A 17,795-nucleotide genomic window follows, 5' to 3' on the forward strand; every position below is an offset into this window, starting at 1 on the left:
GGCCGGCGGATTCGGAAAGGCTGCGATGCTGGTCCTCGGCGATGACAGTCCGATGACGCACGGGTCCTGCGGGCGTAGCGGAGCGGTTGCGCCCCGGCAAGCATTCAGTTCACCGCTGACTGCCGGATTCGCGCGATCGGCGCATGCAACGCGGCCGGTCACCGCGCCTGCGCCCTCGCCATGGACGCGGCGGCGGCGGCAGCGCATCCCAGCGTTTCCCGTGCGGGACAGGATGTCTCTCGGAGCGGCCTTCCGTTCCGTCGGCATCGCCCCATATCGTGAAGGTTGCCGCGTCCAATCTTGGGCGGCGTTCGCATGAAGGATCTCTCCATGACCGACCCCATCGTCCAGATCAAGCCGCTTGGCTTCCCTTGGGACACGATCGACCCGTTCCTGTTCTGCGTCTACCACGACGATGCCTACCCCGCCGGCAACGGTGCGATGGGGCCGGCGGCGTCCCTGCATGGCCGCGCCATCGGCCAGGACTTCAGCCGCAAGGACGGCTGGAGCATGTATCACGGCGAAGAGATTCCCGGCTTTCCCGGTCATCCGCACCGTGGCTTCGAGACCGTGACCATCGTGCGCAAGGGCCTGATCGACCATGCCGATTCGCTCGGTGCGGCGGCGCGCTTCGGCGCCGGCGACGTGCAGTGGGTGACGGCCGGCGCGGGCATCGTCCATTCGGAGATGTTCCCGCTGCTGGACACGGCTGCGCCCAACCCGCTGGAACTGTTCCAGATCTGGCTCAACCTGCCGGCGCGCAACAAGCTGGCTGCGCCGCACTTCACCATGTTCTGGTCGGAAGACCTGCCGCGCTTCACCGCCACCGACGATGCCGGCCGCACCACCGAGGTGGCCTGCGTGGCCGGCCGCATCGGCCCGGTCGACGCCGCGCCCGGCAGCGCCGGCGGCCCGCTCGCGCCGCCACCGGATTCGTGGGCCGCGCAGGACGATGCCGATGTGGCCATCTGGACGATCCGCATGGCACCCGGCGCACGCTGGACCCTGCCCGCCGCGCAAGGCCGCGGCACGCGCCGCAGCCTGTATTTCTTCAAGGGCGCAGCGGTGACGGTGGGCGGGCGCCCGGTGACCCGCCACGCGGCGATCGAGCTGCGCGCCGATCAGGCGGTCGAGTTGGTCAATGGCGACGGCGAGGCGAGCGAGTTCCTGGTGCTGCAAGGCCGACCGATCGCCGAACCGGTGGCGCAACACGGTCCGTTCGTGATGAACACGCAGGCCGAGATCGCCCAGGCCATGGCCGACTATCGCCGCACCCAGTTCGGCGGCTGGCCATGGCGGGACGAGGCGCCGGTGCACGGCAGCGACCCGACCCGCTTCGCGCGACATCCCGATGGGCGCGAGGAACGGCCGGCGCCGCACGCGGTCGCCGCCGACGGCTAGGGCGTGTCGCCGATGCGAGAGGACGCCGCGTTCCCAGCCTCGTACACACCGATTCTGCGAGTCGCTTGGCGCCGTCCCCTCACCCCAACCCCCGCTCCGCGCCCCGGCCCGCGCTTGCGGCGCGGGCGCTCCAGGGTGCGCGCGCCAGTGGCGCGCAGACCGCACCCTGTCGGCCAAACGGGAGAGGGGCCAGGTGCTCAATAGCGGGCCGAGGCCAGCGCCTGCGCGCGCTCCAGTTGCTCGGCGATGCGCTTGCGCGCCTGCTGCAGGTCCTGGCGGGTGGCATCTTCCTTGGCCGCCGGCACCAGCTCGGCATCGATCACCGACAGCGCATCGGAATACTGCCGCACCACCGCCGCCGCGTAGGCGTTCATGTAGGCAGAGTTGTCTTTTTCATCGCCCAGCGCCTGCAGCTGCGCGCGGCCCTTGGCCACCTGCGCGTCGATCTTCTCCGCATCGCCGGGGCCGCCCTTGCCGGCCGTGGCCGGGTCCGCGTCGTGGTGCACGGCGATGGTCTCGCGGGCGAAGTCGGCCACGGTCTTGCTGACGTTGCGCGACAGCGCCTGCTTGGACAGCGCCACCACGTTGCCCTCCAGCACCTGCAGCATCGCCTTGGCCGAGGCGTCGCCGCCGATCGGTGCGCGTCCGCTTTCGCCACCCACCGGCGCGGCGGTGGGCTCCGGCGAGGTGGCCGGTGCGGTGCGCGAGGCCTGGTCGCCGGGCTTGCCGCAGCCGCTCAGCGCCACGGCGGTGAGCGCGGCGAGCAGGGTCAGGCGGAGGGGATGAAGAGGTGAGGTCATGGAACGCTCCTGGTTGGTCTGCGTTCCACCATGCCCAGCCAGCGCGCAAACCTGCGTGAATCGGCGGCGGCTGGCCGTAACGCAAGGCGCGATCGCGCGCACCAGGCGCGCCCTGCAGAGTCGCAACGCGGCAGATGCTCACTGCGATCCGTGATCGCCGCCAGGCCTGCCCCGATGCCGGAGCCGGCCTGGCGCGACCGGCTCCGGACACGGCTCAGCCGCAGCAGTAGCAGACCAGCGGCTTTCCGGGCCCGCCCGGCCCCAGCTCGCCGCCGAACGGTGCGCACTCCTGCTGGCAGGCCCAGGCACTGCAGGCCGCCTCCTTCTCGATGCCGTCGCCGGCGGTCGCCTGCACCGCGCCGAAGCCCATGCTGGCCAGGAACACGGCCGCAAGCATCCCGTTGCGTAACGCTGTCCAACGCTGTTTCATGGCTTACTCCTCGATGGTTGCCAAGGCCGGTGGCGCGTCCGTGCGGCGCACTGCGGCCATCAGGTCCTGCATCCGCTCCGTGGTCTCGAAGACGCCGACGCGCGCGTAGCGCACGCGTCCTTCGTGGTCCAGCGCCAGCAGCGTCGGCACGTTGCGCGCGCGGAACAGCATCAGTGCGCGGCGGTCGGTCAACGTGGTCACCGGAAACGTAAAGCCGTGCTCGGCGGCGTAGCGCTGCGCCTGCGCGGGACTGCACTGGCACACGCCCAGCACCTGCACGTCGGGCTGCTGCGCGGCCAGACGCTGCGCGGCCTGCACCATCTGCGGCGCCGAGCGCTTGCAGTACGGGCAGGTGGTGGTGAAGAAGAACAGGACCTGCCGCTCGGCCGCCGGCTCACCCAGCATCAGCGGCGCACCGTCCAAGGTGGTAGCGGCGATGCGCGGCACATACATGCCCAAATACGGCTCGGTGGTGCGGGTGACGAACCAGCGCCGTTCCTCGCGCAGACCGCGGTTCTGCCAGGCCAGCACCAGCACCAACGCGCATGCCGCCAGCACCGCCAACCAACTCCAGGGAAACCGCCGTGCCATGCCGTGTGTCCATGTCGCCGTGTTCCCTGCAGGCTGCGCAGCGGTGGCGCACAGGTCAACGCTTTGCGCGCACGCGCAGCGACTGCGTGATCAGGCTGGGGATCGAGTCACGTGCACCGTGGGCGCGCATTCCAGCGGTGTGGCGCATATGTGGGCATGCGGCGCAGGCGCAGGCATTTGCTGACCTTATCGCGTGCTCGGCGCATGCACGGTGCGAGAGCAGCGGCACGGGGGATGCATCGCATGGTCGACGCACGGGTAGCGTTACGTCGCTCAAGATTGCTCTCGAGCGCTGCGCTTCCGAAGACAGGCCAGGCAGTCGAACGTTTGAACTGAGCCGAGGCACAAAGCTGCACGGATTGAATGCGCTGTTAGGCCGCATGCTAAACAGCTAAAAGTGCCGGGTCATACCAGACGTCCACGTGCCCAGGAGCTAGAAACACTCGCCAGCCCGACCCCAGAGCCAGGTAAGGAACGATCGACGGGACGTGCGCTACGAGATGATGGACGTGAAGCGGCTGAAAGAAGTCAGGATGATCGGATAACTCTCCGCCCCAGACATACCAGCCGCACGTATCTTTTTGCGGGGATGCCGCAGAGCATTGAGTGGAACTTGCGGGAGAGTAGAAAGTACGACGCCCACGCGCTCGTCCTCACCGGGAGGATCAAACAGCGAGTGGAATTTCTTGCAAATCTCTGCCTGTGACGGGATCTGACTCATGCAGCTTAAATTTTTAGTTAAGCAGTGCGAGGTACGCGCATCCAATTTGAACGAATGGCTAGACATTGTGCGCCTGGTGCCAGCGCCTAGCTAATGCGAATGCTCGATGGCGAACACTTTGCGAGAAAGGTCCCTTGACCATGGCGTCAAGCACCTGAGCTATTTCACTATCGATTGGCGCCCCCTCTTCAAGCCAGCCAATAGCGAGCCCGGCCCAGTAATCAGAAGGCCAGATTGCACTCAAGCCAGCAAGAACGACATCTCGCGGTGGTGCGAGAGTCGCGTCATACGCAGCAAACGAAGCCTCAAGGTATAAAACGAGCTTCCGTTGATCCATATTGATGTCTAACGCTTGCATTAAGCGGATCGCGTCAGCGAGTTTTCTTGGATGAAGTGTTAGGCGCCAGTGCTGACGGCGCCGGTGCTGACCAAGGATACCGTGGCACCCAAAGGAATACCCTCCGCCCGCTTCATACACTCCTTCCCAGTATCCCAGCCCCGGACTCGCCAGGATCACGGCACCTACGCCAACGCCGCACTGATCTGCGCCGCGGCATCGCACACCGCGCGCATCGCCGCCTGCGCGTCGATCGGTTGCGGGCGGCGTTCGATGAAGGGCACGGTCAGGGTGTAGCGGGCGACGCCGTGCTGCAGGATCGGCGCGGTGAGGTCGATCACCCCGACCACTGCCTCGCTGGGGTGGATGCTGTAGCCCAGCGCGTGCACTTGCTGCGCCGCGGCCAGGAACGCGGCGCGGTCGTAGGCCACCTCGCTGGCGTCCAGGCGCTGCAGCAATTGCGCCTGCGCGTCGGCCGGCTGGAACGCGAACAGCACCAGGCCGGAAGTGGAATGCGCGAACGGGCGACGGTGGCCGGGGCGCACCACCAGGCCGAGGTCGCTGGGCACGTCCATCTGCGCGATGACCACGATCTGGTCGTCCGACGGCGCCACCAGGTGGCAGGGCTGGCGAATCGCGTCGGCCAGCGCGCGCATCACCGGCAGCGCCACCTCGGTGACGTTCTGCACCCGCGGCTGCTGCATGCCGAGCATGAACAGGCGGTTGGTCAGCGTGTAGCCCCCCTCGCCCGCAGTGCGGGTCAGGTAGCCGCGCTCTTCCAGCACCTGCAGCATGCGGAAGATCTCGCCGCGCGAACGGCCGATGCCCTGCGAGATCTCGCCCATGCTCATCGGCCGCCCGTCGCGCGCCAGCAGCTCCAGGATGTCCAGCCCCTTGTCCAGGGCGGGCGCACGGTACTTGGGCAAGGGGGTGGTCATTCCGTCGAGGGCCCGGCAGCAGGTGAAGAGGACTAGGGTACAGGGACGCCGCACCGGCTCGCACCGCCTGCGGCCTGCAGCGCACAGGTCGAGACTGCACCGTCATCCACATATGAACTCAAATTTTATATTTGCATGGCACTCGCCGGCGCAGTACGCTCCGCCGACAATCCGAACGCGACGCGGCACACCTTGGGAGGGGTAGGCGGCAATGCACTACAGCAGCGAATCCGCCACACCGGCATCCGCCAGTCTCACCCGGACCGCGCTTGCGCCACTGGTCCTGATCGTCAGCCTGTTCTTTCTCTGGGGCATGGCGAACAACCTCAACGACATCCTGATCAAGCAGTTCAAGAAGGCCTTCGAGCTGACTGACCTGCAGGCCGGGCTGGTGCAGAGCGCGTTCTACCTGGGCTACTTCGTGTTCGCGATCCCGGCGGCGATGTTCATGCGCCGCTACAGCTACAAGGCCGCGGTGGTGCTGGGCCTGCTGCTGTACGCGGTCGGCGCGTTCCTGTTCTACCCCGCCGCGCAGGTGCACACTTACTGGCTGTTCCTGCTGGCGCTGTTCGTCATCGCCAGCGGTCTGGCCTTCCTGGAAACCACCGCCAACCCGCTGGTCACCGTGCTCGGCCCCGCCGAGGGCGCGGCGCGGCGGCTGAATCTGGCGCAGGCGTTCAATCCGCTGGGGTCGATCACCGGCATCCTGGTCGGCCAGCACTTCATCCTCTCCGGCGTGGAGCACACGCCACAGGAACTGGCGGCGATGGCGCCGGCCGCGCGCGAGGCCTTCTTCGCCACCGAGTCGCTGGCGGTGCAGACGCCATACCTGATCATCGGCGCGGTGGTGCTGCTGTGGGCGCTGCTGATCGGTCTGACCCGCTTCCCCGCCACCCGCGCGGGTGGCGAAGGCGCGCGCGCCGGCGGCTTCGGCCAGTTGCGGCGCAATGGCCGCTTCGTGTTCGCGGTGATCGCGCAGTTCTTCTACGTCGGCGCGCAGGTGGGCATCTGGAGCTACCTGATCCGCTACCTGCAGGACGGCGTGCCCGGCACCCCGGAGAAGACCGCCGCCGATTTCCTCACCCTGTCGCTGGTGCTGTTCATGGCCGGCCGCTTCATCGGCACCGCGCTGCTGCGCTTCCTGGCGCCGGCGCGGCTGCTGGGCGTGTTCGCCCTGCTCAACCTGCTGCTGTGCGCGGTGGCGGTGGCGCTGCCGGGCTGGATCGGCCTGTATGCGCTGGTCGCCAGCAGCCTGTTCATGTCGGTGATGTTCCCGACCATCTTCGCCCTGGGCCTGGACGGACTGGACGACGACGCGCGCAAGCTGGGCGCCTCGCTGATCGTCATGGCGATCATCGGCGGCGCCGCGTTGACCGCGGTGATGGGCGCGGTGTCCGACCATGCCGGCATCCACTGGGCGCTGGCGGTGCCTGCGATCGGCTTCGCGGTGATCCTCGGCTTCGCGCTGCATGCGGCGCGAAACCGCGTGGCGCCCCTTCCCTCTGCCCGCGGAGCCTGAACCATGCCGCGCCATTGCTACCTGCTGGACCTGCACGACGACCCGGCGCTGATCGCCGAATACGAACGCTGGCACCGTCCCGACACCGTGTGGCCGGAGATCGTCGCCTCGCTGCGCGCCGCCGGCATCCGCGAGTTGGACATCCACCGCTGCGGCGACCGCCTGGTGATGCTGATGGAGGTGGACGAGGACTATTCGCCCGCCGCCAAGGCCGCTGCCGACGCCGCCGATCCGCGCGTGCAGGCGTGGGAGGAGTTGATGTGGCGCTTCCAGAAACCCCTACCCGGCTCGGCGCCCGGCGAGAAATGGCGCGAAGCGCTGCAGATCTTTTCCTTGCAGGCGGCGCTGGCCGCGCAGGGGCGCAACGGCACGGGCTGAGGTATTGCGTGGGCGTACGCGTGTGTTGGAAAGCCGGCGCCGAGCGCGCGCGAGACCGGTTGGTTTACCGCTTCGCTCGTCGCGGCTGAAGCCGCTTCTACGGTTGCAGAGAGTGCGGCAGGTGCGGTTGCAGAGGTCGCGGCAGGCGCGGCGGATGCTGTGCGACGTTGTGGGAGGGACTTCAGTCCCGACTGCTGCCGAAGCTAGTGCGTGCACAGGTTCGTGCGTCGCGACTGAAGTCGCTCCCACAGCGAGCGATCCAGCACCGCCGCCGTCGCAGGAGCGGCTTCAGCCGCGACAGATGCACTGGCAACCACCGCAACCGGCGCGCTTCCTTCGGCGGAAGCGCACCAAGGTCGCTGGCGTCAGCCGCCCTGCGCGGCCAGATCCGCGCTCCAGAACGGGCCGTCCGGATACAGGAACTGGGTGACCGAGGCGGCGTGCATCTCGGCCGAGAAGCCAGGCGTGGTCGGCGCCAGATAGCGACCGTGGACGATCCGCACCGGATCGACGAAGTGCTGGTGCAGGTGGTCGACGAACTCGATCGCGCGGTCTTCCATCTTGCCGGTGATGGCGACGAAATCGGCCATCGCCAGGTGTTGCACCAGTTCGCACAGGCCCACGCCGCCGGCATGCGGAAACACGCGCACGCCGAACTTGGCCGCCAGCAGCAGGATCGCCAGGTTCTCGTTGACGCCGCCCACGCGCGCGGCGTCGATCTGGATCAGGTCCACCGCGCCGGCCTGCAGCAACTGCTTGAACACCACCCGGTTCTGGGTGTGCTCGCCGGTGGACACCGGCACCGGGGCGATGCCGCGGCGGATCGCGGCGTGGCCGAGCACGTCGTCGGGGCTGGTCGGCTCCTCGATCCAGGCGATGTCGAATTCGGCGAGCTGGCGCATCCAGGCGATCGCCGGGCCCACGTCCCAGCGCTGGTTGGCGTCCACCGCCATGGCGACGTCCGGGCCGATCGCGGCGCGCGCCAGGCGGCAGCGGCGGATGTCGTCCTCCACGTTGGCGCCGACCTTGAGCTTGATGGTGCGGAAGCCATCGGCCACCGCTTCCTTGGCCAGGCGCACCAGCTTCTCGTCGGAATAGCCGAGCCAGCCGGGCGAGGTGGTGTAGGCCGGATAGCCCTGTTCCAGCAGCGTCTGGATGCGTTCGGCGCGCAGCGGTTCGGCATCGCGCAACATGGCCAGCGCCTGGTCGGGGGTCAGCGCGTCGCTGAGGTAGCGGAAGTCGATCGCGGCCACCAGTTGCTCCGGCGACAGCTCGGCGATGAAGCGCCACAGCGGCTTGCCGGCGCGGCGCGCGGCCATGTCCCAGGCGGCGTTGACCACGGCGCCGATGGCCATGTGCATCACGCCCTTCTCCGGGCCCAGCCAGCGCAGCTGCGAGTCGTCGGTGAGGCTGCGCGCGAACCCGCCCAGGTCGCCGATCACCGTCTCCACGTCGCGGCCGACCACGTGATGCGCCAGCGCCGCCACCGCCGCGCTCTGCACGTCGTTGCCGCGGCCGATGGTGAAGGCCAGGCCGTAGCCGGCGAGGCCGTCGTCGGCGTCGGTGCGCAGGCGCAGATAGGCGGCCGAATAGTCCGGATCCGGATTCATCGCATCGGAACCGTCCAGTTCGCGCGAGGTGGGGAAACGGACGTCGAAGGTCTCGAGCGCGACGATTTTGCTCATGGGGATCCTGGTGGGTGAGGCGGTGAGAAAGTCAAAAAAGCGGTGAAGTAGCCCCTCTCCCCCCGGGAGAGGGGTTGGGGTGAGGGTGCGGCGGTGCATGGCGGGCACCGACCCTGTGAAACAAGAACGAAGTAATGGCACGTAGCGGTGTCGCTCAATGCGCGAGCGAAAGCCGCACCGGGAGGCAATGCGAGGTGGCTTCGCCCCGGACCCTCACCCCAACCCCTCTCCCGAGGGGAGAGTGGCTTACATCTCGCGCGTTGCTTACTGCGCGTCGCGCGGATGCGCGACCACGGCCTGGCGTTGCTCGCCCAGGCCTTCGATGCCCAGCCGCATCACGTCGCCCGGCTTCAGGTACACCTGCGGCTTCTGCCCCAGGCCCACGCCCGGCGGCGTGCCGGTGCTGATCACGTCGCCCGGCAGCAACGTCATATAGCGGCTGATGTGGCTGACCAGCTCGGCCACGCCGAACACCATCGTGCGGGTGCTGCCGTTCTGGTAGCGGTGACCGTTGACCTCCAGCCACATCGACAGGTTCTGCGGGTCCGGCACCTCGTCGGCGGTGACCAGCCAAGGGCCGATCGGGCCGAAGCCGTCGCAGCTCTTGCCCTTCACCCACTGCCCGCCGTGCTCGAGCTGGAACGCGCGCTCGGACAGGTCGTTGATCACCGCATAGCCGGCGACATGCGACAGCGCCTCGTCCACCGACACGTCGCGCGCGGTATCGCCGATCACCACGCCCAGCTCCACTTCCCAGTCGGTCTTGAGCGAACCGCGCGGAATGGTCACGGTGTCGTTGGGGCCGCTGATCGCGCTGGTGGCCTTCATGAACAGCACCGGCATCTCCGGCACCGCCATGCCCGACTCGGCGGCATGGTCGGCGTAGTTCAGCCCGACGCAGATGAACTTGCCGACGCGGCCGACGGCGGCGCCGTAGCGCACCTCGCCGTCCACCTGCGGCAGCGTGGTCGGATCGAGCGCGCGCAGCCGGGCCAGGCCGGCGGCGGTGAGATGCTCGCCGGCGACGTCGTCGATCACCGCCGAAAGATCGCGCAAGTGGCCGTCGGCATCGAGCAGGGCCGGGCGTTCGTGGCCGGGTTCGCCGTAACGCAGCAGTTTCATGGGGAAATCCTCTGTCGAAAAGGGGAAGGCGCGGTCAGTTCGACCAGCCTCCGTCGATGATGTGGGTCTGGCCGGTGGTGAACGAGGAGTCGTCCGAGGCCAGGTACACCACCAGCTGCGCGATCTCGCGCGGGTCGCCCAGGCGGCCCATCGGCTGGCGGTCGGTGAAGCTCTTCCACACCGCCTGCTCGTCGCCGCCCAGTGCCTTGACCCGCTCGCCCAGCGACGGCGTCTTGATCGTGCCCGGGCAGATCGCGTTGCAGCGGATGCCCTTGGCCACGTAGTCGGCGGCGATGGCCTTGCTCAGGCCGATCACCGCCGCCTTGGTCACGCCGTAGGCGAAGCGGTTGGGCACGCCCTTGATGCTGGACGCCACCGAGGACATGTTGACGATGCTGCCGCGCCCCTGCGCGAGCATGCCCGGCAGCACCGCCTGGCACAGGTAGTACATCGCATCGACGTTGATCGCGAACGAGCGCTTCCAGGCCGGCGTGTCGCAATCGAGGATGCTGCCCTGGTGCACGTAGCCGGCGCAGTTGAACAGCACGTCGAAGGTCGGCTGCGCCGCCACCAGCGCCTGGATCGCGGCGGGATCGGTGACGTCCAGCGTCTGCGTGACGATACCGTCGGCCTCGGCGGCCAGCGTCTGCAACGCGGCGGCATCGATGTCGGTGGCCAGCACCTGCGCGCCTTCACGCGCGCAGGCCAGCGCGCTCTCGCGGCCGATGCCGGCGCCGGCGGCGGTGATCAGGCAGCGCTTGCCTTGCAGACGGCCGCTCATGCGCGGCTCCCGAAAGTGCACGCGAAGATGGTCATGGGGCGGGACTCCAGGTGGGGGAGGAAGCAATCGGATCGGACAGGCGATAGACGCGCCGCGCAGTGCCGGCGAACACCGCCTCGGCAGCGCCGGCGGCATGCTGCGCGACCCAGGCCTGCGCCAGCGCCATCCAGGCGGCGTAGTCGGCGCGCTGGGTCAGCACCGGCCAGTCGCTGCCCCACAGCAGCCGCTGCGCGCCGAAGCAGGCGAACAGGTGCGCCACGTAGGGGGCAAGCGCAGGATCGTCAATGGCGGCGGTGGCCGGCAGTTCGGTGAGCAGGCCGGACAGCTTGCACACCACGTTGGGGTGCTGCGCCAGTTGCGCCACGCCGTCGGCCCAGGCCTGGAAATCTGCCCCGCCGATGGACGGCTTGGCGGCGTGGTCCAGCACCACGCGCAAGTGAGGGTGGCGCTGCAGCCGTGCCAGCAGCGCCGGCAGGTGCAGCGGACGCACCAGTGCGTCGAACGCCAGGTCGTGCTGCAGCAGCGCGTCGAACGCCGCATCCAGCTGCGGCCGCGCCAGCCACTGCGGATCGGCCAGGTCCTGCACCATCGGTCGCAGCCCCTTGAGCAGGCCGGCGCTTTCGGCGCACAGCGCGGCGATGCGCGCGGCAACGTCAGCGGCCTCGAAATCGACCCAGCCGACCACGCCGACGATGCGCGGCTCGGCACGCGCCAACTGCAGCAGGTAGCGCGTTTCCGCCTCGCTCTGCGCCGCCTGCACCGCCACCAGCGCGGTCACGCCCTGCGCCTCCAGCGTCGCGGCCAGGTCCTCGGGCAGATAGTCGCGGTACAGCACGCCCAGGTCCGGGGTCAGCCAGGCATAGTCGCCACGCGCCAGGCGCCAGAAATGCACATGGGCGTCGATGATGGTCACGGCGTCGGCACCGGCGCGCGCAGCAGGCCGTCGTCGCGCAGTTGTTGCCACAGCGCCGCTGGAATCGCCGCGCGCAGGCGCGTGGCGGCGCTGGCCACTTCCGCCGGCGTGCGCATGCCGGCGACCACCGCACTCACCGCCGGATGGGCGAGCGGGAACTGCAGCGCCGCCGCGCCCACGTCCACGCCGTGCGCGGCACAGGCCGCGAACAGGCGCTGCGCGTGCTGCAGCGTGGCCGGATCCACCGGCGCGTAGTTGTAGGTCTCGCCCGGCCCGCGCGCATCGCTCAGCAGGCCGGAACTGTACGGCCCGGCCACCAGGATGCCGACCTGCCGCTGCAGCGCCTGCGCCATGATCCGCTGCGCGGCGTGCTGTTCGAGCAGCGTGTAGCGGCCGGCCAGCATCACGCAGTCGAGCGGGAACAGCGGCATCAGTTCCACCGCCACGTCTTCCTCGTTGACGCCGATGCCGATCGCCCGGCACGCGCCCTGTGCCTTCAGCGCGGCCATCGTCGGCAGCGCTTCGTCCAGCGCCTGTCGCAGCATCGCCGGATGGCGCTCGCCGTGGGTCAGGCGGCCAATGTCGTGCAGCAGCAGCACATCGATGTGATCGGTGCCGAGCCGCTGCAGGCTGCTCTCGAAGGCACGCAGCACGCCGTCGCGGCTGTAGTCGAACTCGGCGCGGCGGCCGGCCACGGCGAAGCCCTCCCGCCCCGGCGCGGCCGCGGCATCGTCGTAGACGCAGCGGCCGACCTTGGTCGAGAGCGTGTAGCTGGCGCGCGGCAGCCCACGCAGGCCCTGCCCCAGGCGTTGCTCGCTCAGCCCGTAGCCGTAGTACGGCGCGGTGTCGAAATGGCGGATGCCGGCGGCATAGGCATCGGCCACCGCAGCCAGCGCCACCGCGTCGTCCACCTCGGCGTACAGATTGCCGATCGGCGCCGCGCCGAAGCCCAGGGTGGACAGCTGCACGCCACTGCGGCCCAGCGCGCGCGGCGCCAGGGTGGCGTCGGCGGCGACAGCGCTCAGCGCCATGTGCGCACGCCCGGAGCGACGGCCACAGCGCAGCGCCCACGGACGCGCGAGGGACGGAAGTGGCTGGGGTCACGCATGGCACGCCTCTGCCCGGGATCGGGCGCGATGAAGGAAGGTCGCAGCATGCACGCCCAGGACGGCGATGGGCACGGCGACTGTTCGCATATGAATATAGCAATCACAAGTGAACAATCAACCTGCAGCGCAGCAATTCCGCTCGGCGTCCGGCCGAGCCAGCCGGCGCATGGCGGGGCCGAGGCCCGATGGCACTCGATGCGCCCCTGGATTCCGCGGCGTCGGTCATGGCGCATGCCACCGGGCACGCCGAGGATAAAGGGGCGGCGCGAGGACGCGATCGACAGGTCCCTTCGCGCCGTGCGCGCCTGGCTGCCTCGCTCGGGTCGTTGGACTCAGCGCGCAGCCGACCGCGTGCCGAAGGCCAGGCGGGTCGCCTTGCGGTCGAACTGCAGCGCCACGCGCATGCACCCCTCGATCATCGGCCGCACGATCCAATGCACCTGCGCCTTGCCGAAGCCGGACGTCACCACCGGAATGGCCAGGAACCCGCTCGGTCCCGGCCCGACGCAGTACCAGAACGCGTCGGCGGTCTGCAGCGCGGCACCGGGTGCGATCGAATACAAGTGGCCGTCGCTGCTTTCGATGGTCTGCCTGGATCGCCTGACCACGGTCAGGTCGCTGCCACGCAACGGCCCGTGCTCGCCCGGAAACGCCTGCTCACGGAACGAAGACTCCAGCAGGTCCGTCACCTGGCGGCGCCCATGCGATACAACGCGCCGATCAGCAGCGCGGCGCTGCCCAGGAAATCGCGTCGGGCAGCCACATCAGGCGTCGCTACCCATGGCAGCGCAGGTACCGCACGCATCTGCCTGCAGCGCAGGCGGCTGCGTGCGGTCACCAGGACCAAGCACCAGCGCGCGCAGCGCCTCCGGCCGCTGCAGCAACGGCAGCGGCGTGTGCGGCTGCAAGGCCGCCGGCAAGGTGTAGCCCCAGGCCACGCCGGCGAAGGCGATGCCGGCCTGGCGCGCGGCCTCGGCATCGCGGATCTCGTCGCCCACGCACAGCGCCCGCGCGGCGGAAACACTGCAGGCGCGCAGGCTGGCGCGCAGCTTGCGGCGCTTGCCCAATACCGCCGCGCCGCAGCGCACGTCGCGAAACTGCGCGAGCAATGCGGGGCCGAGCACGCGCGCGACGTTGGCGTGGCTGTTGGACGTGACCAGGGCCAGCTGCACGCCGGCCTGCGCCAGTTGCGCGAGCAACTCGGCGACGCCGTCGAACAGCGCGATGCGCTCGATCTGCGCGCTCATCAGCGCGCGCATGCGTTGCGCTACCGCCGGCACCCGCCACCAGCGCAGGCCGCTGCGCGCCATCAGCTCGCGCGCGCTCAGGCTGCGAATTTCGTCCAGTCGCGCCACGTCGAAGCGGCGGAAGCCGAACGCATCGGCGACGCCGTTGATGGTCGCCAGGAACCAGGGAAACGAGTCGGCCAGGGTGCCGTCGAAATCGAAGATGACCAGGTCGTAGTGGCGCATGCGGCGCCAGCATGCCGGAGCGCTGGAGTCGGCGCCAGCGGCGAGCGTGCCAATCGCGATGGCAAGGCGCACGCATCGGCCCGTCTTTCATCCGTCCTTGGCATGCGCTTCACCCGCACGCGCCGCCATGGCGCGCACGCTGGAACGCCATCGCACGGAGAGGCTCATGCACATGCAATCCCCCAATCCTGGCCAGGACCCGCAGCAGCCACCGAACGAGGTGCCGGGCCAGGTCCCGAATCCGGGCGTGGATCCGACCCCGGACCGCCCGATCGATCCGATCCCCGACCAGCCGACCGATCCGACCATCCCGCCGATCCAGGACCCGGTCGGCGACGTCGATTCCCCGGTGCCGGGTCCGCGTGGGCCCACGCAGTACGTCTGAATCCTTCGCCGTTGCCGGGAGTGCGCGCAGGCTCGGCCGCAGCGGCGTTTGAACGACGGCGAGCGGCCTTTCGCGAGAGCGCCCGGCGCGGCGCAAGCCGCTCGCACAGGGAAGGGGCAGAACACCCTGTGGGAAAGGCACCCTTGTGGGAGGGACTTCAGTCCCGACGACGGAAGGTGTCCGTCGGCTTTCGGTTTCGCTTGTCGCGGCGGCATCACCGCTGACGCCTACCAGATTCGGCGCGGCGGCTGGCGACTGCCGCCTTCGGCAGTCGCAGCGACGAACAATGCCTCGGCCCACAGATGCAAAGGAGCGGACGCAGCCCCCGACTGCACTGCGCGACCACCTCAGCGAATCCGGAACCCCATCGTCGCCTCCACCGCCTGCTGCCAGCCGGCATACAGCGCTTCGCGACGCTCGGCCGGCATGTCCGGCTCGAAACGGCGGTCCACCGCCCATTGCCGGGCGATCTCCGTACGGTCCTTCCAGAAGCCGGTGGCCAGGCCGGCCAGGTAGGCCGCACCGAGCGCGGTGGTCTCGGCCACCTCCGGGCGCAGCACCGGCACGTCCAGGATGTCGCTCTGGAACTGCGCCATGAAGTCGTTGGCGATGGCGCCGCCGTCGGCGCGTAGTTCCTTCAACTCGATGCCCGAATCGACCTGCATTGCGGTCAGCACGTCGCGCGTCTGGTAGGCCATCGACTCGATCGCGGCGCGGATGAAGTGCTCCTTGGTGGTGCCGCGGGTCAGGCCGAACACCGCGCCGCGGATGTCGCTGCGCCAGTACGGCGCGCCCAGGCCGACGAAGGCCGGCACGAAGTACACGCCGTCGTTGTCGCCGGCACGCTCGGCGTAGGCCTGCGAGTCGCTGGCCTTGCCGAGCATGCGCAGGCCGTCGCGCAGCCACTGCACCACCGAACCGGCGACGAAGATCGCGCCTTCCAGCGCGTACTCGACCTTGCCGTCCACGCCCCAGGCGATGGTGGTGAGCAGGCCGTTCTTCGACGCCACCGCCTTCTCGCCTGTGTTCATCAGCATGAAACAGCCGGTGCCATAGGTGTTCTTGGCCATGCCCGGCTCGAAGCAGGCCTGGCCGAACAGCGCCGCCTGCTGGTCGCCGGCAATACCCGCGATCGGCACCGCATGCCCGTAGAAATACTGGCCCTGGGTGTTGCCGTAGATCTCGCTGGACGAGCGCACCTCCGGCAGCATCGAGGCGGGGATGTCGAGCAGTTGCAGCAGTTCCTCGTCCCAGCGCAGTTCGTGGATGTCGTACAGCAGCGTGCGCGAGGCGTTGGTGTAGTCGGTGACGTGGACCTTGCCGCCGGTGAGGTTCCAGATCAGCCAGCTGTCGATGGTGCCGAAGGCCAGTTCGCCGCGCTGCGCGCGTTCGCGTGCGCCCTCGACGTGATCGAGGATCCACTTGACCTTGGTGCCAGAGAAGTATGCATCGATCAGCAGGCCGGTCTTGGCCCGCACCATGTCTTCGTGGCCGTCGGCCTTGAGCTGGTCGCAGATGTCCTTGGTCTGCCGCGACTGCCAGACGATGGCGTTGTAGATCGGCTGGCCGGTGGCGCGGTCCCACACCACCGCGGTCTCACGCTGGTTGGTGATGCCGATGCCGGCGATCGCGCTGGCATCCACCTGGTGGTTGTTGAGCAGTTCGGTGATCGTGGTGTAGACGCTGGTCATGATCTCGCGCGGGTTGTGCTCGACCCAGCCCGGCTGCGGGAAGATCTGCGAGAACTCGCGCTGCGCCATGCCGACGATGCGGCCCTGGCGGTCGAACAGGATCGCGCGCGAACTGGTGGTGCCCTGGTCGATGGCCAGGATGAACTGCTTTTCCATCGGAGACTCCTGCAGGATGCACGCCGCGCGCACGGGCGCGGCGCCAACGGGGAATTAGGGAGGCGCGCACGCCGCGCGCGGAAACGAACGCGCTGCCGGTGCGCTAGCCGCGGCGCGCAGCGGCCTGTTCTTCTTCCAGCGCTTTCACCCGCGCCGGCAGGAACGGATAGATCAGCCACTGGTAGGCGGCGCCGCCGATCACGCCACCGATCAGCGGGCCGACGATCGGGATCCACCAGTAGTTGTCGGCCGACGGCAGCGCCGAGGAGCCCCAGCCGGCGACGTAGGCGAACAGGCGCGGGCCGAAATCGCGGGCCGGATTGATCGCCCAGGCTTCGAGATAACCCATCGAGGCGCCGATGGTGGCCACCAGCAGGCCGATGATCAGCGCACCGGAATTGGCGGTGGGCGCGGCCTCGTTGTAGCGCTCGGTGATGGCGAAGATGCCGAAGATCAGGAACGCGGTCAGGATCACCTGGTCGCGCAGCGCGTGCATCGGCGTGATCGCCAGGCCCGGCGCGGTGAAGAACACCCCGGCCGCGCCGCCGCCGGCGCGGGTGAGATGCTGGGCCTGGTTGTAGTGGTCGATCACTGGCGCGAACAGCAGGTAGACGATCCACGCGCCGAGGAACGCACCGATCACCTGCGCCACCCAGTACGGCAGCACCTTGGGCCAGGGGAAGCCGCGGTACAGCGCCAGCGCCAGGGTCACCGCCGGATTGGCGTGGGTGCCGGACACCGAGCCGGTGACGTAGATGGCGATGGTCACCGCCAGGCCCCAGGCGATGCACACGCCCCAGTAGGCGTGCTGGTACGGGCTGGGGTCGTAGAGCACGTACATGCACGCCACCGAGCAGCCGAAGGCGATGATGATCAGCATCGCGATCGCTTCGGAAATCAGTTCACCCACCAATTGCCGGCTCATGCCCATGCCTCCCGGACTGCCGTCGTTGCCGCTGTCGATCCACCCATGCCTGCCACCCTCCACGGTTGCGTCCAGGTTCGTGCGCCGCGGCGGGGGCCGGGCGCAGCGCGATTGTGCACGCGCCGCCGCGGCCCGAACCGGGCCGGCGGCAGCGTTTCGATCATGCCGGTGCCGCGGCCAGGGTGGCGGGCGCCTGTTGCAGGTAGGCGACCAGGCGCTGGCGTCCGGCGGGGTCCACGCGCAGGCCGAGCTTGCTGCGCCGCCACAGCAGGTCCTCGGCCTCCACCACCCACTCGTGCTCGCGCAGGTAGTCGACCTCGGCCTGGTACAGGTCGGCGCCGAAGTGCTGGCCCAGGTCCTGCAGCGAGGCGGCATCGCCCAGCAGCGTTTCTGCGCGGGTGCCGTAGTTGCGCGCCAGCCGCTGCGCGGTGGCCTCGGCCA

General features: G+C 69.2%; 18 protein-coding genes. 4 read left to right on the top strand and 14 right to left on the bottom strand.

What is annotated here, in order from left to right; all coding sequences use genetic code 11:
- The first annotated feature begins 330 nt into the window (after nt 1-330).
- Nucleotides 331-1,401 carry a pirin family protein gene (locus D588_RS0113595; RefSeq protein WP_232764301.1) on the top strand — a complete coding sequence of 357 codons (1,071 nt, stop codon included), beginning with the start codon at nt 331-333 and terminating at the stop codon, nt 1,399-1,401.
- A 197-nt stretch (nt 1,402-1,598) separates the two neighbouring features.
- Here the strand turns inward: D588_RS0113595 and D588_RS0113600 are convergent, their stop codons facing one another.
- From D588_RS0113600 to D588_RS0113615, 4 genes are all read right to left on the bottom strand, one after another.
- Nucleotides 1,599-2,201: a lipoprotein gene (locus D588_RS0113600; RefSeq protein WP_026143699.1), complete on the bottom strand. Its 603-nt coding sequence runs from the start codon at nt 2,199-2,201 to the stop codon at nt 1,599-1,601.
- Nucleotides 2,202-2,415: 214 nt separating this feature from the next.
- On the bottom strand, nt 2,416-2,631 hold the full coding sequence (locus tag D588_RS0113605) for a hypothetical protein (RefSeq protein ID WP_026143700.1): 216 nt from the start codon (nt 2,629-2,631) through the stop codon (nt 2,416-2,418).
- A gap of 3 nt (nt 2,632-2,634) precedes the next feature.
- Nucleotides 2,635-3,195 (bottom strand): TlpA disulfide reductase family protein, encoded by a 561-nt coding sequence (locus tag D588_RS0113610; protein ID WP_017916371.1) that lies wholly within the window; start codon nt 3,193-3,195, stop codon nt 2,635-2,637.
- A 1,270-nt stretch (nt 3,196-4,465) separates the two neighbouring features.
- Nucleotides 4,466-5,218 (bottom strand): IclR family transcriptional regulator, encoded by a 753-nt coding sequence (locus tag D588_RS0113615; RefSeq protein ID WP_017916372.1) that lies wholly within the window; start codon nt 5,216-5,218, stop codon nt 4,466-4,468.
- A gap of 211 nt (nt 5,219-5,429) precedes the next feature.
- On the opposite strand from D588_RS0113615, the gene fucP reads away from it, so the two are divergent.
- Nucleotides 5,430-6,737, top strand: coding sequence for an L-fucose:H+ symporter permease (gene fucP / locus D588_RS0113620; protein ID WP_017916373.1), 1,308 nt, complete (start codon nt 5,430-5,432; stop codon nt 6,735-6,737).
- Nucleotides 6,738-6,740: 3 nt separating this feature from the next.
- Nucleotides 6,741-7,115: an L-rhamnose mutarotase gene (locus D588_RS0113625; protein WP_017916374.1), complete on the top strand. Its 375-nt coding sequence runs from the start codon at nt 6,741-6,743 to the stop codon at nt 7,113-7,115.
- A gap of 365 nt (nt 7,116-7,480) precedes the next feature.
- On the opposite strand, the gene D588_RS0113630 is transcribed toward D588_RS0113625, so the two are convergent.
- The 7 genes from D588_RS0113630 to D588_RS0113660 form a co-directional block, all read right to left on the bottom strand.
- Nucleotides 7,481-8,800 carry an L-fuconate dehydratase gene (locus D588_RS0113630; protein ID WP_017916375.1) on the bottom strand — a complete coding sequence of 440 codons (1,320 nt, stop codon included), beginning with the start codon at nt 8,798-8,800 and terminating at the stop codon, nt 7,481-7,483.
- A 264-nt stretch (nt 8,801-9,064) separates the two neighbouring features.
- Nucleotides 9,065-9,922: a fumarylacetoacetate hydrolase family protein gene (locus D588_RS0113635; protein WP_017911553.1), complete on the bottom strand. Its 858-nt coding sequence runs from the start codon at nt 9,920-9,922 to the stop codon at nt 9,065-9,067.
- Nucleotides 9,923-9,956: 34 nt separating this feature from the next.
- Complete coding sequence (locus D588_RS0113640; protein WP_017916376.1) at nt 9,957-10,703, bottom strand: SDR family oxidoreductase; 747 nt, start codon at nt 10,701-10,703, stop codon at nt 9,957-9,959.
- A gap of 31 nt (nt 10,704-10,734) precedes the next feature.
- Entirely contained in the window at nt 10,735-11,616 is an 882-nt protein-coding gene (locus tag D588_RS0113645; protein ID WP_017916377.1) for an amidohydrolase family protein, read from the bottom strand.
- Nucleotides 11,613-12,647 carry an aldo/keto reductase gene (locus tag D588_RS0113650; protein WP_017916378.1) on the bottom strand — a complete coding sequence of 345 codons (1,035 nt, stop codon included), beginning with the start codon at nt 12,645-12,647 and terminating at the stop codon, nt 11,613-11,615. The genes D588_RS0113645 and D588_RS0113650 overlap by 4 nt, the downstream gene beginning before the upstream one ends.
- Before the next feature lie 410 nt (nt 12,648-13,057).
- Nucleotides 13,058-13,414 carry a hypothetical protein gene (locus tag D588_RS24785; RefSeq protein WP_226980432.1) on the bottom strand — a complete coding sequence of 119 codons (357 nt, stop codon included), beginning with the start codon at nt 13,412-13,414 and terminating at the stop codon, nt 13,058-13,060.
- Between the two features lie 75 nt (nt 13,415-13,489).
- Nucleotides 13,490-14,197, bottom strand: a complete 708-nt coding sequence (locus D588_RS0113660; RefSeq protein ID WP_017916380.1) for an HAD-IA family hydrolase — start codon at nt 14,195-14,197, stop codon at nt 13,490-13,492.
- Between the two features lie 166 nt (nt 14,198-14,363).
- On the opposite strand from D588_RS0113660, the gene D588_RS0113665 reads away from it, so the two are divergent.
- On the top strand, nt 14,364-14,582 hold the full coding sequence (locus D588_RS0113665) for a hypothetical protein (protein WP_026143701.1): 219 nt from the start codon (nt 14,364-14,366) through the stop codon (nt 14,580-14,582).
- Nucleotides 14,583-14,929: 347 nt separating this feature from the next.
- Here the strand turns inward: D588_RS0113665 and glpK are convergent, their stop codons facing one another.
- The 3 genes from glpK to D588_RS24790 form a co-directional block, all read right to left on the bottom strand.
- A complete protein-coding gene (gene glpK, locus D588_RS0113670) occupies nt 14,930-16,429 on the bottom strand; it encodes a glycerol kinase GlpK (protein WP_026143702.1) in 1,500 nt (499 codons plus the stop codon).
- Nucleotides 16,430-16,532: 103 nt separating this feature from the next.
- The gene (locus tag D588_RS0113675) at nt 16,533-17,354 is read right to left on the bottom strand and encodes an MIP/aquaporin family protein (RefSeq protein ID WP_017916383.1); all 822 of its coding nucleotides are present in this window, start codon (nt 17,352-17,354) and stop codon (nt 16,533-16,535) included.
- A 160-nt stretch (nt 17,355-17,514) separates the two neighbouring features.
- Nucleotides 17,515-17,795, bottom strand: a 281-nt coding sequence (locus D588_RS24790) for a glycerol-3-phosphate dehydrogenase C-terminal domain-containing protein (RefSeq protein ID WP_043084892.1), incomplete at its 5' end; no start/stop codon positions are given.

The sequence above is a fragment of the Xanthomonas sp. SHU 308 genome (genome assembly GCF_000364645.1).
Taxonomy (GTDB): domain Bacteria; phylum Pseudomonadota; class Gammaproteobacteria; order Xanthomonadales; family Xanthomonadaceae; genus Xanthomonas_A; species Xanthomonas_A sontii.

Coding starts and splice junctions, on each gene's coding strand:
- D588_RS0113605 (WP_026143700.1), bottom strand. CDS start 2,631: ATGAAACAGCGTTGGACAGCGTTACGCAACGGGATGCTTGCGGCCGTG.
- D588_RS0113660 (WP_017916380.1), bottom strand. CDS start 14,197: ATGCGCCACTACGACCTGGTCATCTTCGATTTCGACGGCACCCTGGCC.
- fucP (WP_017916373.1), top strand. CDS start 5,430: ATGCACTACAGCAGCGAATCCGCCACACCGGCATCCGCCAGTCTCACC.
- D588_RS0113595 (WP_232764301.1), top strand. CDS start 331: ATGACCGACCCCATCGTCCAGATCAAGCCGCTTGGCTTCCCTTGGGAC.
- D588_RS0113615 (WP_017916372.1), bottom strand. CDS start 5,218: ATGACCACCCCCTTGCCCAAGTACCGTGCGCCCGCCCTGGACAAGGGG.
- glpK (WP_026143702.1), bottom strand. CDS start 16,429: ATGGAAAAGCAGTTCATCCTGGCCATCGACCAGGGCACCACCAGTTCG.
- D588_RS0113675 (WP_017916383.1), bottom strand. CDS start 17,354: ATGAGCCGGCAATTGGTGGGTGAACTGATTTCCGAAGCGATCGCGATG.
- D588_RS0113600 (WP_026143699.1), bottom strand. CDS start 2,201: ATGACCTCACCTCTTCATCCCCTCCGCCTGACCCTGCTCGCCGCGCTC.
- D588_RS0113640 (WP_017916376.1), bottom strand. CDS start 10,703: ATGAGCGGCCGTCTGCAAGGCAAGCGCTGCCTGATCACCGCCGCCGGC.
- D588_RS0113650 (WP_017916378.1), bottom strand. CDS start 12,647: ATGGCGCTGAGCGCTGTCGCCGCCGACGCCACCCTGGCGCCGCGCGCG.
- D588_RS0113625 (WP_017916374.1), top strand. CDS start 6,741: ATGCCGCGCCATTGCTACCTGCTGGACCTGCACGACGACCCGGCGCTG.
- D588_RS0113630 (WP_017916375.1), bottom strand. CDS start 8,800: ATGAGCAAAATCGTCGCGCTCGAGACCTTCGACGTCCGTTTCCCCACC.
- D588_RS0113665 (WP_026143701.1), top strand. CDS start 14,364: ATGCACATGCAATCCCCCAATCCTGGCCAGGACCCGCAGCAGCCACCG.
- D588_RS0113635 (WP_017911553.1), bottom strand. CDS start 9,922: ATGAAACTGCTGCGTTACGGCGAACCCGGCCACGAACGCCCGGCCCTG.